Annotated in this window: 7 protein-coding genes; 2 read left to right on the top strand and 5 right to left on the bottom strand. The window is 71.4% G+C overall.

Translation table 11 applies throughout. The features are described 5' to 3' along the window. The 3 genes from VFZ70_01945 to VFZ70_01935 form a co-directional block, all read right to left on the bottom strand. Positions 1–4,548 (bottom strand): glutamate synthase-related protein, encoded by a 4,548-nt coding sequence (locus tag VFZ70_01945; protein ID HEX6254549.1) that lies wholly within the window; start codon positions 4,546–4,548, stop codon positions 1–3. A 185-nt stretch (positions 4,549–4,733) separates the two neighbouring features. After that, a complete protein-coding gene (locus VFZ70_01940) occupies positions 4,734–6,650 on the bottom strand; it encodes an ABC transporter ATP-binding protein (GenBank protein HEX6254548.1) in 1,917 nt (638 codons plus the stop codon). A 346-nt stretch (positions 6,651–6,996) separates the two neighbouring features. Next, positions 6,997–8,934, bottom strand: a complete 1,938-nt coding sequence (locus VFZ70_01935; protein ID HEX6254547.1) for an ABC-F family ATP-binding cassette domain-containing protein — start codon at positions 8,932–8,934, stop codon at positions 6,997–6,999. Positions 8,935–8,983: 49 nt separating this feature from the next. Between VFZ70_01935 and VFZ70_01930 the strand changes: the two genes are divergently transcribed. Together VFZ70_01930 and VFZ70_01925 are read left to right on the top strand one after the other, a co-directional pair. Next, entirely contained in the window at positions 8,984–9,376 is a 393-nt protein-coding gene (locus VFZ70_01930) for a hypothetical protein (protein ID HEX6254546.1), read from the top strand. Positions 9,377–9,474: 98 nt separating this feature from the next. Continuing rightward, positions 9,475–11,664 carry an HDIG domain-containing protein gene (locus VFZ70_01925; protein ID HEX6254545.1) on the top strand — a complete coding sequence of 730 codons (2,190 nt, stop codon included), beginning with the start codon at positions 9,475–9,477 and terminating at the stop codon, positions 11,662–11,664. A 47-nt stretch (positions 11,665–11,711) separates the two neighbouring features. Here VFZ70_01925 and VFZ70_01920 read toward each other — a convergent pair whose 3' ends face one another. Both VFZ70_01920 and glgP read right to left on the bottom strand, forming a co-directional pair. Continuing rightward, positions 11,712–13,265: an aldehyde dehydrogenase family protein gene (locus tag VFZ70_01920; GenBank protein HEX6254544.1), complete on the bottom strand. Its 1,554-nt coding sequence runs from the start codon at positions 13,263–13,265 to the stop codon at positions 11,712–11,714. A gap of 281 nt (positions 13,266–13,546) precedes the next feature. Next, positions 13,547–16,117: an alpha-glucan family phosphorylase gene (gene glgP / locus VFZ70_01915; GenBank protein HEX6254543.1), complete on the bottom strand. Its 2,571-nt coding sequence runs from the start codon at positions 16,115–16,117 to the stop codon at positions 13,547–13,549. Positions 16,118–16,330 lie beyond the last annotated feature (213 nt).

The following is a 16,330-nucleotide window of genomic DNA, read 5'->3' as shown; positions in this document are numbered from 1 at the left end:
CTACACGGTCGTGACGACACCACGGTCGCTGCGCTCGAAACGCGACAGTCGACCACGTGGCGCGATGCGCCAGAAGCCGTGTGCGGCCCCGTCCCACTCGTCGAGCAGGCGGTGGCCGCGGGCGGAGCCGGTCAGCTCGACGTGACGTTCCAGCAAGTCACCCACGGCGTCGACGTCGCCGCCCTCGAGACGGCGCGCCTCGACCAGCTGGGTGTTGATGCGCGCCAGGATCTTGGCGGCCGGATCGAACACGTAGCACACGCCTCCCGTCATGCCCGCGCCCAGGTTGAACCCCGTCGGCCCGACGATGACGACGACACCACCGGTCATGTACTCGCAGGCGTGCTCACCCGTTCCCTCGACGACCGCGCGCGCACCCGAGTTGCGCACGGCGAACCGCTCGCCCGCGCGACCCGCGACGAACAGCTCACCGCCGGTGGCGCCGTACAGCACGGTGTTGCCGACCAGGACGGGGTCGCCGCGGTCATCGACGGGCGGCCGGACCACGATCCGACCACCGGCCATTCCCTTGCCGACGTAGTCGTTGGCCTCACCCGTCAGCACGAACTCGACACCTTGGGCGAGGAACGCCCCGAAGCTCTGTCCCGCCTCGCCGGAGAAGCGCGCGGTGACGGTCTGCTCGGGCATCCGATCACCGAACTCCAGCCCGATCGCTCCACCCAGGCGGGCGCCGACGGTGCGGTCGGTGTTACGGATGTCGAAGTCGAACGACTCTCCGGTACCGCTCCACAACGCCTTGAACATGGCGTCGTGGACCTCGTCGCCCAGCCGGTCACGGGGCGCCTGGATGGGCAGGCTGGCCTCGTAGTGGCGGGTTCCCGGCGGAGGTGGCGTCAGCAGCGGAGCCAGATCGACGCTGCGGGCGCGATCGTGCTCCACGTCGCGCGGGGCGAGCAGGTCGACCCGGCCGATGATCTCGTCCATCGAGCGTGCGCCCAGGCGCGCCAGACCGGCCCGCACCTCCTCGGCGACGAACAGCAGGTACGTCGCGACGGTCTCGGGCGTGCCCGCGTACTTGTCGCGCAGATCGCGGCGCTGCGTGGCCACGCCCACCGGGCAGGTGTCGCGATGGCACGCGCGCGCCATGATGCAGCCCTCCGCCAACAGCACCGACGTGCCGAAGCCGTACTCGTCGGCACCCAGCAGCGCCGCGATCAGCACGTCGCGGCCCGTGCGGAACCCGCCGTCGACCTGGACGCGCACGCGACCCCGCAGGCCGTTGCCCATGAGGGTCTGCTGGGTCTCGGCGAGCCCGAGCTCCCATGGCAGGCCGGCGTGCTTGATCGACGACAGCGGCGAGGCGCCCGTGCCCCCGTCGCACCCGGCGATCTGCACCGCATCCGCCAGGCCCTTGACCACACCCGCCGCGACCACGCCGACGCCGGTGCTCGACACCAGCTTGACGCTCACGCTGGCGAACGGGTTGACCTGCTTGAGGTCGAAGATCAGTTGAGCGAGGTCCTCGATCGAGTAGATGTCGTGATGCGGCGGCGGAGAGATGAGGCTCACACCGGGCTGGGTGTGCCGCAGCCGGGCGATCAGGTCGGACACCTTGTGCCCCGGCAGGTGACCGCCCTCCCCCGGCTTCGATCCCTGCGCCATCTTGATCTGCAACTCGTCGGCGTACGCCAGGTACTGCGGCGTCACGCCGAACCGGCCGGACGCCACCTGCTTGGACTTCGAGTTGGCGTCCCGATCCTGGCCGCGGGTGATGAACCGCCGGGGATCCTCGCCACCCTCGCCGGTGTTCGACGAGGCGCCGAGCATGTTCATCGCGACCGCGAGGGTCTCGTGCGACTCGGGCGACAGCGCGCCGAGTGACATGGCGCCGGTGAAGAAGCGCTGCACGATGCTGGTGGCCGGCTCCACCTCGTCGATGGGCACCGGTGTCGTCGCGGCCACCGGCTCGAGCAGGTCACGCGGCTCGGTCGGCGGTCGCTCGTTGACCAGCCGCGCGAACTCGTCGTACTGCGCCGTGCGACCGGTGTCGGCGGCCACGGCGAGGAGATGCGCGGCCCGCTGCTCGACGGTGTCGACCTCCGCGTGCGCCGGCGGCGCGGGCTCACCGTCATCGGTGACCAGGCCGATCGACCGGTGCAGCGCGTCGATCACGTCGGGGTTGTTGGCGTGGTACTCGCCGCGGCGCTTGAACTTGTAGAAACCTGGGCTGTCGAGCGCGGCACGATCGGCGTACGCCGCGGTGTGGCGCGTCAGGACATCGTCGCCCAGCTCACGCAGACCGATGCCGCCGACGATCGACGGGGTACCCCGCAGGCAGCGGTCGATCACGTCCGTGCCCAGACCGATCGCTTCGAAGATCTGCGCGGACCGGTACGAGTCGAGCGTCGAGATGCCCATCTTCGACATGATCTTGAGCACGCCGTCCGCGATCGCGCTGGCGTACGCCTCCTGAGCCTCACCGGCGGACCCCGAGTCCCGGCCGAGGCGACCTGCGTCGGCGAGCTCCGTGATCGTCTCCAGCGCCAGCCGCGGACAGATCGCATCCGCTCCGTAGCCGAGCAGCGTTGCGAACGCGTGTGTCTCGCGCGCGTCGTCGGTCTCGATGATCAGACTGACGTGGGTGCGCAGGCGTGCATCGACCAGCGCATGGTGCACCGCACCGACCGCGAGCAGCGCCGGCACCGCCGCACGCTCCGGGCCGATCTTGCGGTCGCTGCAGACCAGCAGTCCCGCCCCGTCGCGTACGGCCGCCACCGCCTCGTCCGCGAGCGCGTCCAGGCGTGCCTCGAGGCCACCCGGACCGGCGGCGACCTCGAAGGTCGTGTCGAGCCCCGCCACACCGAACGGCAGATCGTGGTCCATGAGCAGCCCGCGCAGCCCCGCCGGGTACATCAGGAACCCGTCGAGCTCCAGCAGGCGCACAGCGTGCGGCGTCTCCGAAAGCAACGGCGCGCGCGGCCCGAGCTGGGTGCGCAGACTCATCACCTTCCACTCGCGGAGGTGATCGATCGGTGGGTTGGTCACCTGCGCGAACCGCTGCTTGAGGTAGTGGTGGATCGTCCGCGGCCGGTCGGTCAGCACCGCCAGGGCGGTGTCATCGCCCATCGACGACACCGGCTCCTTGCCGTCGTTGGCAAGCGGGCGCAGGACCGCGGTCTGCTCCTCCTTGGTGAACCCCGCCTGGATCTGCCGGGCGAGCAGGTCCCCGGGGGCGTGGTCGACCGGCCGCCCCGCTGTGATGGAGCGCTCCGCGGCACGCAGCCAGTCACCGTACGGGCGCTGCGCGGCCAGCCGCTCCTTGAGCGCGGCGTTCTCGATCAGCCCGCGATCGAGGTCGAACAGCACCATCTCGCCCGGACCGAGGCGTTCGCGACGCACGCCGCCGCGGCCGGCCGTACGCACCGCGCCGACCTCGCTCCCACAGACGATCAGACCGTCGCCGCACACCTGGTAGCGCAGGGGACGCAGGCCGTTGCGGTCGAGCGTCGCGCCCACGCGCTGGCCGTCGGTGAACACCAGGCCGGCGGGGCCGTCCCACGGCTCGACCAGCGCCGCGTGGTAGCGGTAGAAGTCGCGCACCGCGGGCGGCAGGTCGCTGCTGCCCTCCCACACCTGGGGCACGAGCATCGCCATCGCGTGGTCGATCGAGCGACCAGCGCGCAGCAGCAGCTCGAGCGCAATGTCCAACTTCGCCGAGTCCGACGCCGTCCCGTCGATGAGCGGTTCCAGCGCGGCCTCACCGGCGTCGCCGAGCTCCGGCCAGTCCGCGCCCAGGTTGCCCGTCCGGGCTCGCATCAGGTTGACGTTGCCATCGATGGTGTTGATCTCGCCGTTGTGGCACAGCAGCCGGAACGGCTGTGCGCGATCCCACGTCGGCAGTGTGTTGGTCGAGTACCGCTGGTGGAACACGGCGAACGGCGCCACGAACGCGTCGTCGCACAGGTCCGGGTAGAAGGCGGCGAGCTGGTCGGCGGCACTCAGCGCCTTGTAGGTCACGGTGGCGAAGCCGAACGAGGCGAAGTAGGCCGCGACGCCTGCCGTCGCGGTGCGGCGCTCCGCCGCGCGACGCGCCAGGTAGGCGCGGCGCTCCCGGTCGGTGTCGCCGGTGGGGGGTGCTGTGAACAGCGCCTGCTCGATCGTGGGCAGGGATGTGCGGGCCTGGTGGCCGAGCACGGCGGGGACCGTGGGTACGGTCCGCCATCCGATGAACGACAGATCCTGTGACGCCAGGGCATCCTCGATGATTGCCCGGGCCTGACGTCGAGCGTCATCGCCGCGCTGGTGGTCGCCGCCGTCGAGGAAGCACATGGCGACACCGACGTCGTCCCGGTCGACCGTGGTGCCCAGGCGCTCGGCCTCGGCCGCGAGGAACGCGCGGGGCACCGGCAGCAGGATCCCCGCGCCATCGCCCGTCTTGCTGTCCGACGCGACGGCGCCGCGGTGGCGGACGCCGCACAGGCCGTCGATGGCGGCGTCGACGATCGCCCGCGTCGCACCACCATCGACGTCCGCGACGAAGCCGATGCCGCACGCATCGTGCTCTCGGGTTGGGTCGAACATGCTCATGGTGCTCCCATCCCGGCTCGGTGTGAAGTTGGCTGAAGAACGGCAACGACGGTGCCCGCATCTGTGATGCCAGCACCGTCGCCTCGGGGGCGCAGTCTAGCCAGGCCCCCGCCGGGCGGCTACGCTCCGGCGCCCGCGAACTTCGCGGAGCCTGGTTCCACGAAACACGCGCAGGAGCGCAGTCGCTACGCTCCGGCGCCCGCGAACTGGGTTTGGTACAGGTCGGCGTACAGCCCCTCCGCCCGGACCAGTTCGGCGTGCGTGCCCTGCTGCACGACCCGCCCACCGTCGATCACCAGGATCAGGTCTGCCCCGATGATCGTGGACAGACGGTGGGCGATGACCAGCGACGTCCGGCCGACCAGTGCCGTGCGCAACGCCGCCTGCACCGCCGCCTCGGACTCGCTGTCAAGGTGGGCCGTCGCCTCATCGAGGACGATGACGGCCGGGTCCTTGAGCAGCACGCGCGCGATGGACACCCGTTGCTTCTCACCGCCTGACAGGCGGTAGCCGCGCTCGCCGACCACGGTGCGGTACCCGTCGGGCAACGCGGCGATGACATCGTCGATCTGTGCCGCGCGGCAGGCCTCGCGGATCTCATCCTCGGTGGCGTGCGGTGCCGCGTAGCGCAGGTTGGCGAGCACCGTGTCGTGGAACAGGTGCGGGTCCTGGCTGACGACGCCGACCGCCGCGCGCAGCGACGCGACCGTGACGTCGCGCACGTCGTGGCCGTCGAGGCGCACCGCGCCGCCGGTCACGTCGTACAGACGCGGCACCAGCGCGGTCAGGGTGGTCTTGCCCGCCCCCGACGGGCCGACCAGTGCCACGGTCTGCCCCGCTGCGGCGGTGAAGCTGACGTCGTCGAGCACGACGGGGCCGGCTGTCGTGTCGAGCACCTGGCTCCACCCGGTCTCCAGCGACGCCAGGGAACTGTCGGCTGCCGACGGGTACGCGAACGTGACGTGATCGAACGTCACCTCGCCGCGCGGCGCGTCGAGCGCGACCGCGTCCGGGGCGTCGGTGATCGGGTGGGGCAGGTCGAGGATCTCGAAGACCCGGTCGAAGCTGATCAGCGCCGTCAGCACGTCGACCGGGGCGTTGGACAGAGCCGCCAGCGGCGAGTACGCCGTGAGCACCAGCGCGGCGAAGGCGACGACGTCACCGACCGACATGCCGCCGGACAGCACGAAGCGCCCGCCCACCAGGTAGACCGCAGCGGTCCCCAGCGCGCCCACCAGCGACATCGTCGCGAAGAACAACCGCCCGACGACGGCACTGCGGACGCCGACGTCGGCCACGCGTTCGGCACTGGCACCGAACTGCTCCGCCTCGCGCTCGTAGCGCCCGAACAGCTTGACCAGCGTGGCTCCCGCGACGTTGAACCGCTCGGTCATCAGCGTGTTCATGTCGGCGTTGAGCTGCATCGACTCCCGGGTGAGCGCCTGCAGCCTGCGACCGGCGAGCTTGGCGGCCAGCACGAACACCGGCAGGACCGAGAGCACCACCAGCGTCAGGCGCCACTCGAGCGCGAACATCGATGCGAGCGCGACAGCCACCTGCACGGTGTTGGCGGTCAGTGTCCCGAACGTCCCGGTGAGCGCGCGCTGCGCCCCGATCACGTCGTTGTTGAGGCGGCTGATCAGCGCACCGGTCTGCGTCCGCGTGAAGAAGGCGACCGGCATGCGCTGCACGTGCTGGAACGCCCGCTGCCGCATGTCCGCGATCAGCTGCTCACCAAGCCACGACGAGTAGTAGCGCTGGGCGATCGAGAACACGACGGTCAGCAATGCGAGCGCCACGAGCCCGAGCGCGTTGAGCGTGACGGTGCGCGCGACCCCGGCCGGTACGACGCCGTCCCGCACGGAGCTCAACGCGTCGACGATGCGCTTGATCAGCCACGGCGGGGCGACCACGAGCGCCGAGGCGACCACGATGGTGACGATCAGCGCCGCCAGCTTGGCCCGGTGGGGACGCGCGAAGTCGCGCCACACGCGACCGATCAGTCCGCTGGGCAGCTGCCGGTCCAGGCTGCCGTCGAGCCCGCGTCGCACCAGCGACGTGTTGGGCATCATCCCCCGCCCGCCACCCAGGCGCGCGCTCACGCCGCCACCCCTGCGCGGTGCGTGGCGGTCATGGCTGCGGACGAGCGGATAGGCACGGCTGCCGCCACGCTATCCGCGGCGGCCATCGCCGGCGCACCCCATGCCGGGCCGCCCCCACCCCGAACTGTGCTCCCACTCCGAACCACCCGCCCCACCACGCGACAGGGACGACGGGGTGGTGCTGCGAACGTCCGGGTGGTGCTGCGAACGTCCGGGTGGTGCTGCGAATTTGCGGGGTGATGGTGCGAACGGCGGGGTGGTTGACAAATGGGGGGCTGGGCGCGATGAATGTCAACCGCCCCGACCAACCGCAACCGCCCCGACCAACGCCGACCACCCCGGAAGGTCAGGCGTCGTCCATCGCGGCGTCGACCTGCTGGACGAGCGTCTCCCACCGCTGCGCCGCCGCGGCGACGCGATCCGACACGACGGCGTGCTCCATCGTCAGCTCGCGCCCCGCCTCGGGGTCCTCGTACGTCGCCGGGTCCGCGAGCAGTTCCTCGAGCTGGCGCAGCCGGCGCTCGGCTCGCTCGAGCTCTGCCTCCGCCACCGCGAGCGCGTCGCGCAGGCCCTGTGTCCGTCGGCGCAGCTCAGCGGCCTCGCGCCGCTGATGGCGCCGGTCGACGGTCGTCCGCCCGCCCGCCGCAACCGCGTCCCCGTTGCCGGCGCGGTCTGCGGGACGTCGCCCCTGCACGCGGGCGATGTAGGCGTCGAGATCGGGGGCGACGAGTTCGGCGCCGCCGTCACCGACCGCGCAGATGCCGTCGGCGACGGCGCGGATGAGCGCACGGTCGTGGGTCACCAGCAGGACGGTGCCCCGGTAGGACCCCAACGCCGCCGTCAACAGCTCGCGGCTGTCGAGGTCGAGGTGGTTGGTCGGCTCGTCGAGGCACAGCAGGTTGGCCGGTCCGACGACGAGCTTGGCCAGGGCGAGGCGGGTGCGCTCACCGCCGCTGCACTGCCCGACGCGCTTGTCGACCGTGTCGCCAGGAAAGCCGAACGCGCCGAGCACGGACCGCGGGTTGCCCCCGCGATCCCCCAGCGCCTCCTCGAGCTCGGCGAGCACCGTGCGTCCGCCGTCAAGCGCGTCGGCGAGGTGCTGCGCGAAGTAGGCGGGCGTGACGTTGTGACCCAGACGACGCGTCCCCGCGTCGGGCTGCTCCACGTCCGCGACGAGGCGCAGCAGCGTTGACTTGCCGGCACCGTTCGGACCGAGCACGGCGATCGTGCGCTCGCGTTCGACGATCAGGTCCAGACCGTCGAACACCGTCGTGTCACCGTACGCCTTGCGAACGCCGTCGAGGACGACGACATCGCGTCCCGAGCGCGGCGGATCGGGCAACGACAACCGCAGCCTCGGGCGCCGGACACCGGGCACCTCGATGCGTTCGACGCGCTCCAACGCCTTGATGCGGCTCTGCACCTGGCGGGCCTTGGTCGTCTTCGCCCGGAACCGCTCGACGAACGCCTCGGTCTGGGCGATCTGCTTCGCCTGCGTCGCCGCCGCTGCCTCCAGCCGCTCGCGCTCGGCCTCGCGCCGGGTCACCCAGGTCGTCCAGTTGCCCGGTCCGAAGCGGTGTCCTCCGGAGCCCTCGAGCTCCAGCACGTGCGTGGCGGTCCGGTCGAGGAACCACCGGTCGTGGCTGACAGCCACGACCGCCCCGTCGTAGGCGGCCAGGTAGTCGGCCAGCCAGTCTCCCGCCGCGAAGTCGAGGTGGTTGGTCGGTTCGTCGAGCAACAGCACGTCTGGCCGGCGCAGCAGCAGGCGCCCGAGCGCGACGCGCATCATCCATCCGCCCGACAGCGCGGCGACCTCACCCAGCATCTCACCGTCGGAGAAGCCCAGCCCCGCCAGCACCTTGCGGGCGCGCGCCTCGACGGCGTAGCCCTCGGCACTGTCGAACTGGTCCGCCGCCTGGCCGTACCGTCGCAGCAGGGCGCCGTCGTCGGCTCCGGCACCGTCGGCGAGCTGCTCCTCGAGCGCACGCATCGTGCGTTCGGCGTCGACGACCTCCGCCGCGGCCGCGACCACGGCCTCGAGCACCCGCTGGCCGCGCACCCCGGTGACGTCCTGGCGTGCGTAGCCGACCGTGACACCGCCCGCGCGCGTGACAGTCCCGGCGTTGGGTTCGTCCTCGCCGGCCAGCAGCCGCAGCAGCGTCGTCTTGCCCGACCCGTTCGCCCCGATGACGCCGACCCGCATCTGTGGGCTCAGCTGCAGGTCCAGATCGCGTAGCACGACCTGCGAGCCGTAGGCGCGGGACAAACGGTGGGCGGCGAGCACGCCCGCAGCCTAGCGGCGGCAGGGACCCGTGCCGCTAGGGTGTGGCGCCATGAATCTGACGACGCCCCACTTCTGGGTCGGGTTCGCGCTCGTGTCGATCTGGGCGGTCATCGCCGGGTGGTCACTCGCGCTGCGCCTGCTTGGCTACGACGAGACGCCGACGTTCTGGCGTGTGGTCTCGATCGCGCAGATCCTGCTGGTGATCCAGCTGACGATCGGTCTCGTGCTCATGGTGCTGGGCGGCCGTCCCGGCGACGGCTCCTGGTTCATCTACATCTTCCACCCCCTCTACGGCATCGTGTTTCCGCTGGTCACCCTGATCTTCGCCCACAAGTGGTCCCGCGAGGGACGCTTCCACCCGCACGCAGCGTTCGCGGTGGCGGGCCTGGTCATCTTCGGCCTGTCCGCGCGCGCGATGATGGTCGGCCTGGGTCTCGGCTAGTTCACCGAACAACCGGGCGGCCGATGAGGCAGACTGGGGGCATCGACATCTGCGACACTCACGCGGGCGGTGGGAGGACCACCGAGGGGTAGGTGTGCATGGCGCCATTGGCCGGATCCGCATGGGGACAGCGAGCGCTGGCAGCCGCGCTCGTCTTCATCGGCATACCGGCGATACTGTCGATCTCGGCGTTCTGGCAGGAGGCCCCGATCCGGGAGGGCGAGCCGTCGCCCCGCACGGTGCTCGCACCGGACCCGATCCGCGTCGACGACCCCGAGACGACCGAGCGCGAGCGCCGCAACGCCGCCGAGAGCGTCGAGCCCGTGCGCGTCCCTGACAACGACGCGCGGGCGGAGATCGTGCAGAAGGTGCAGGACACGTTCGCGAGGGTCGCCAAGGCCCGCGAGCCGGCGAGCGGTGACGGCGGTGGGCAGCTGACGCGGACCGAACAGGTCGCCAGTCTGATCGAACAGCTGGACCTGAACGTCGAGGTCATCCGCGCGCTCGTCGCGCTCGACGACGCCGAGCTCGGCATCGTCACCGAGCAGACCGTCGAGATGGCCCGCGAGTTGGCGCAGCGGGACTTCTCCGCCGAGGAGCTGCAGCAGACCATCGACCGCATCGACGCACTGCTGGTGCTGCGCGACTTCCCTGGCGACGTCGGGCGGACGGCCGTCAAGCCGATCCTCGCGGATGCGCTGCAACCCACGGTCCGCGTCGACGAGGAGGCGACCGCTGCCGCGCGCGAGCGCGCCGCGGCGGCCGTGGTCCCGCTGGAGAAGAGCTTCGCCCCCGGCGCCCCGATCGTGCAGGTCGGAGACGTCGTCACCGACGTGCAGATGGCAGCGCTGCGCACCCGCGGCCTCGAGGGCGCCAACCCGTGGGTCACCGCGGCGCAGGCCCTGGCGCTGACCACGGCGATCGCCGCCGCCATGGCGTTCTACCTGCGCGCGTACCGTCGCGAGATGTGGGGTTCCGCGCGGCTGGTGCTGCTGCTGTCGGTGCTGGTCGTGCTGTTCACGCTCACCCTTCAGGCCGTCGTGCTGCTGACGGCCGGATCCGGGTCGCTGATGTACCTGCTGCCGGCGGGCGCGTTCGTCATGCTGGCCACGATCCTGTTCGACCCCCCGGTCGGGGTGCTGGTCACGGTGCCGATCTCGACCGTGGTCGCCTTCCTCGCGCCCGGACGGCCTGGGATCACCGCCTTCGCGGCGCTGAGCTGCCTGGCCAGCGTGCCGCTGGTCTCGCGCCTGTCGGCCCGCGGCGCGCTGCGGCGGGCCGCGTGGCAGTCCACGCTCGCCTACGGCGCGTTCGCCGGCGTGCTGGCCGCCGTCTTCGACGAGCCCGGCGACATCGGCTACGCGGCGCTCGCGGGCCTGGGCAGCGGGGTGCTGTCGGCAGTCATCGTCAACGCGACGCTGCCCTTCCTCGAGTCGGTGTTCGGCGTGCTGACCGCGACGAGCCTGCTCGACCTCGCCGACCGCAACCACCCGCTGCTGCGCGAGCTGGAGTCCAAGGCGCTGGGCAGCTACAACCACTCGGTCGAGGTCTCGAAGATGACCGAGCGAGCGGCGCGGGCGATCGACGCCGACAGCCTGCTGGCCGGCGTGGCGGCCCTGTACCACGACATCGGCAAGGTCCAGCGACCGTACTTCTTCGTCGAGAACCAGTTCGGCATCGACAACCCGCACGAGAACCTGGCACCCGAGGTGTCGGCCCGGATCATCAAGGAGCATGTGACCGACGGCATCCAGATCGCCCGCAGCTACCGGATGCCCGCCGAGATCGTCGAGGGCATCCGCACCCACCACGGGACCACGCTCGTCGGCTACTTCTACCGCCAGGCGGCCAACGCGGCGCCGGACGGCACGACCGTCGACGAGAAGCAGTTCCGCTACGACGGCAAGAAGCCGGCGTCGAAGGAGATGGCCATCCTCATGCTGGCCGACTGCTGTGAGGGTGCGACACGTGCCGCGGCGCTGTCGGACCGCAACCTGACGCGCGAGGCGATCGCCGACATCGTCGGCGGCCTGGTGGACGACCGGGTCGAGGACGGCCAGCTCGACGAGGCCAACATCACCTTCCGGGAGCTGCGGAGCGTGCGCGACTCACTGATCGAATCGTTGTGCTACGTGTACCACCCGCGGATCACGTACCCCGAGCTGCGCCCGCGGGCGACGACCGGCGGAGCGCCGGCGCCGACGGCCAACGGTGTGGTCAAGCACACCGACGCCCCCGGCGACGGCGCGGACCGCGAGCGCGTCGAACGGTCGTCGAGCCGGTCGTAGCACCGCGCGGACACCGGCGCGCCGTACGCGGACGACCGGCGCGCCCGTCAGCGCTCGAGACGGAACCCGAGGTCGGCCTCGACGTCCTCGACGTCCATCTGCGCCTTCTGGAGCTTGCCGGCGTAGTCCCAGTTGACCGACTGCCAGCGCGTGAACTGGTCGAGCACCCACTGGCCGGACAGCCGGCTGCCGTTGCCGGACCGGCCGTTTCCGCCGAACGGCAGATGCGCCTCGGCACCGGACGTCGAGTTGTTCACGCTGAGCATCCCGGCCGACACCCGCTCGCGGAACCGGAACACGCTCCGGGGGTCGTTGGTGTAGATGGCCGCCGACAGGCCGTAGCCGTGCCCGTTGGCCAGCGTGATGGCCTCGTCGAGGTCGGCGCAGCGCATCACCCCGACCAGCGGACCGAAGGTCTCGGTGCGGTACAGCTCGTCGTCGGCCGTCACCCCCGCGGCGATCGTCGGGTGGTAGAAGATCCCGGCGTCGGGGTCACCGACGAAGCCCCGGCGCGGGTTGTCGGCCGTGATCCGACCGACTCCCGACGACCCGCTGATCCGGTGGTGGTCGGCAATCAGGTCCAGCCAGCCTTCGAAGCGCTCGGCGAACCTCGCGTCGAGCATCGGCCCGTACACGACGGCGTCCATCGGGTCACCGACCGCAGCCTGCTCGGTGGCCTGCGTGAACCGCCGGAGGAACTCGTCGTGGATCTCGTCGGCGACGATGGCGGTGCCCAGCGACGTGCAACGCTGTCCCGCGGTGCCGAATCCGCTGAACAGGGCGCCCTCGACGGCGAGATCGAGATCGGCGTCGGCGAGCACCACCATCGGGTTCTTGCCGCCGAGCTCCAGGCACGGCTGCTGGAGGTGCCGCCCGCACAGCCCGCCGATCTCGCGCCCGACCTCCGTCGATCCGGTGAACCCGACCTTGTCGACCAGCCCGGCGTCCAGCGACCGTTCCAGACCGGCGAACGTCTCCTTGCCGTCGGCGAGCACCAGGTTGAGCACCCCGTCGGGCAGCCCACCGGCGACGAACAGCTCGAACAGGGCGTGGCCGGCCGCCGCCGCGTACTCCGCTGGCTTCCATACCACGGTGTTGCCGCACAGCAACGCCGGGATCAGGTACCACGACGGCACTGCGACCGGGAAGTTGCCGGCGGTGATGATCGCCGCGGCGCCGACGGGCATGCGGTAGGTGAACAGCTGCTTGTCGGGCATCTCGCTCGGCACCGTCTGCCCGTAGAGCCGGCGTCCCTCCCCCAGGAAGAAGTCGCACGTGTCGATGATCTCCTGGACCTCACCGAGCGCCTCGACGTAGGGCTTGCCGATCTCGTCGGTGACCAGCCGCGCCAGGGCCTCCTTGTTGGCCTCGACGATCCGGCCGATCTGCTGGATGATGCGGCCGCGCCGCGGTGCGGGCGTCGCGGCCCAGCCACGCTGCGCGGCCCGCGCGGCCTCACAGGCCGCGACCATCGTATCGCCGTCGCCGAGGTCGACTTCGGCGACCGCATCGTCGAGCCGCGCGGGATTGTGGTTGGTCCGCAGCGCCCGACGTGCATCCTGCGCGGCACCCGCCACGATCGAGCTGACGTGCATCACCATGGTCACCCTCCTGCGCGGTCGTGGATGCACACGATGCCGTGCCGCCACCCGCGCGTCCAGCGCGAGCCGCACACGGTGGCCGTGCAGCTTTTACGTGCTGGAAATGGACTGCAAACCTGCGAGCAAGGAAGGCCACCTACCTTTCCTCACGTGCTGGTCGCCCACCCTCGCCCGTGGCACACGTCACGGACCGCGGCCAACACCCTCGCACCGTCCGCGGCGGGCTTCTTCGGCTCGGGCCCGCCGCGGCGGTGCGCGTCTTCGCGCCGGTTGACCGGCGCCTATCCGGCGGTCACGGCGTCCGACGTCGCCCACACCGCGCGGCCCGTGTCAGCCGACGACAACAGGTCCGGGTGTTGCGGCACGACGCGGACCGTGTACCCGTACTCGCCGGAGTGGTCGCACGTGAAATGCGCGGTGTACCGCTCCGCGCCGTCACGCGTGCCCACATGGGTCATCGTCTCGACGACCGGGTCGACGATGCGCCCGTCGGCATTGACCGTGCCGTGCACGACCTCGACCTGCACCTCGGCGGCGCGCAGCGCGCCCAGGTCGACCACCGCCTCGACGTCGCAGCCCGTCCCGACCGATGTCGCCGAGTCGTCCCCGGTCACACCGACCACGCGCAGCTTCGACCACGCGTCGTCGATCCGCGCGCGCCAGTGCGCGAGGGCACGTGCCCGGCGGTGGTTGTCGGCGGCCAGGTCCCGGGCGCGGTCGGCCAACGGCACGTACAGCTCGGTCGCGTACTCGCGCACCATGCGCGCGGCCAGAACCTGCGGCCCCAATGTGTACAGGGACCGGCGCACGCGCGCCAGCCAGCGGCGCGGCAGCGGCCCGTCCGACCGGTCGTAGAACAGCGGCACGATGCCGCGTTCGATCACGTCGAACAGCGACTGGGCATCGGCGGCGTCCTGATGACCGACGTCGCCGAGATCATCGTCGCTGCCGATGGCGAAGCCGTTCTCGCCGTCGTACATCTCGTCCCACCAGCCGTCGAGCGTCGAGCAGTGCAGCGCACCGTTGAGCACCGCCTTCTGCCCAGACGTGCCGCACGCCTCGTGGGGGCGGCGCGGGGTGTTGAGCCACACGTCGACACCCGAGTACAGGGCGCGCGCGATGTCCATGTCGTAGTCCTCGACGAACACCAGGCGGGTGCGCAGGTCCGGGTCGCCTCCGAAGTGGACGAGCTGACGGATCAGGTCCTTGCCGAGGTCGTCGCGCGGATGGGCCTTGCCGGCGAACACGAACTGCACCGGACGGTCGGTCGCGAGGAGCAGCCGGCGCAGCCGGTCGGGGTGGCGCAGCAACAACGTGCCGCGCTTGTACTCCGCGAAGCGCCGGGCGAAGCCGATCGTCAGCACGCCAGGGTCGCCGATGCCCTCCGTCCACTCCAGCGCGACCGCACGCTCGCCGCGTCGCTGCGCCTGGGCGCGCACCGCCCGGCGCAACCGCCCGAGCATCCGCTCGCGCGCCCGCTCGCGGGCCCGCCACAGCGCGTCGTCTGTGATCTCGTCGACGCGGTCCCAGGCCTGCGGGTTGTCGGGCCAGTCGGGCGCGAGGTGGCGCTCGTACAGCCCGGTCATCTCCGGGCCGATCCACGTCAGCGCGTGGACGCCGTTGGTCACCGACGTGATCGGCGTCTCCTCCTCGGGCAGGTCGGGCCACAGCGAGGTGAACATGCGCCGCGAGACGGTCCCGTGCAGCTGCGACACGCCGTTGGCCAGCGCGGACAACCGCAGCCCGAGCACCGCCATGTTGAACGGCTCGTGCGCGCCCGGCGTGTGCTGGCCGAGGGCGAGTACACGGTCGACGTCGACCCCGCAGGCCGCCGCGACAGCGGGAAGGTACCGGCGCATCAGGTCGGCCGGGAACTTGTCGATGCCCGCCGGCACGGGGGTGTGGGTGGTGAACAGCACGCCGGCGCGTGCGGCCTCGACCGCCTCGTCGAACGCCAACCCGTCGTCGGTGATCAAGGTCCGCACACGCTCGAACTGCAGGAACCCCGCGTGACCCTCGTTGGAGTGGAACAGCTCGGGCGTGGACAGCACCTCACCCATCCCGATCGCCAGCCGCAGCGCCCGGACGCCGCCGATGCCCAGGACCAGCTCCTGGCGCAGCCGGTGCTCGGTGTCACCGCCGTAGAGCCGATCGGTGACGTCACGGTCAGCGGGGGCGTTGCGCGGCAGGTCGGTGTCGAGCAACAGCAGCGGCACGCGACCGACGTCGGCCTTCCAGATCTGGCACGCCACCTGCGAACCGGCGAGGTCCACCGACACCGTCGCCGGCTCGCCGTCGACCTCGAGGCGGCGCAACGGCAGCGAGTGCGGGTTGAGATCCGGGTAGCGCTCGCGCTGCCAGCCGTCGGCGTCGAGGAACTGGTTGAAGTAGCCGTGGCGATACAGCAGGCCGACGCCGATCATCGTCAGCCCCGCGTCGCTGGCGGCCTTCAGGTGATCGCCGGCCAGGACGCCCAGGCCCCCCGAGTAGGTCTGCATGACGTGCGTCAGGCCGAACTCGGGCGAGAAGTAGGCCACGACCGGCATCGTCCGGTCGTGATCGGCGGCCCACCGTGGGCCCCGCACATAGGCCTCGAGCTCGCTGTGCTGGCGCGTGAGGGCGGCGACGAACGCGCGGTCGGCGGCCAACGCCGAGATCCGCGCAGGCTCCAGCGCTCCGAGCAGGGTGACAGGGTTGCCGCTCGCCTCCCACAGGGACGGATCGGCCCAGCGGAACAGCTCCCGGGTCTGGTGGTCCCACACCCACCGCAGGTTCGCCGCGAGCTGGTGGAGTGGCAGCAGCTCGGCTGGCAGGGACGGTCGCACCTGGAAGGTGCGCAGCGCTTCGATCACAGGCCTTGCCTTCGTCGTGTCACGGTCGGGGTGGATGCCGCCCCCGCGTCCGCCGGCGCGATCCGGCGACGGCGCAGCCTAGCCGCGCCGCGTGACCCGCTCCGCCACCGCGCGCGTGTACAGGGTCCGTCCCTGCCGCACGCGGACGGACCACCGCGAAGAAATCCGGCTGACAGCGGGCGTAGGCTGCCCGCCGGCCCGGGTAAACCATGA

This window comes from Euzebyales bacterium (genome assembly GCA_036374135.1).
Taxonomy (GTDB): domain Bacteria; phylum Actinomycetota; class Nitriliruptoria; order Euzebyales; family JAHELV01; genus JAHELV01.
This window is presented reverse-complemented; position numbering and strand designations above follow the sequence as displayed.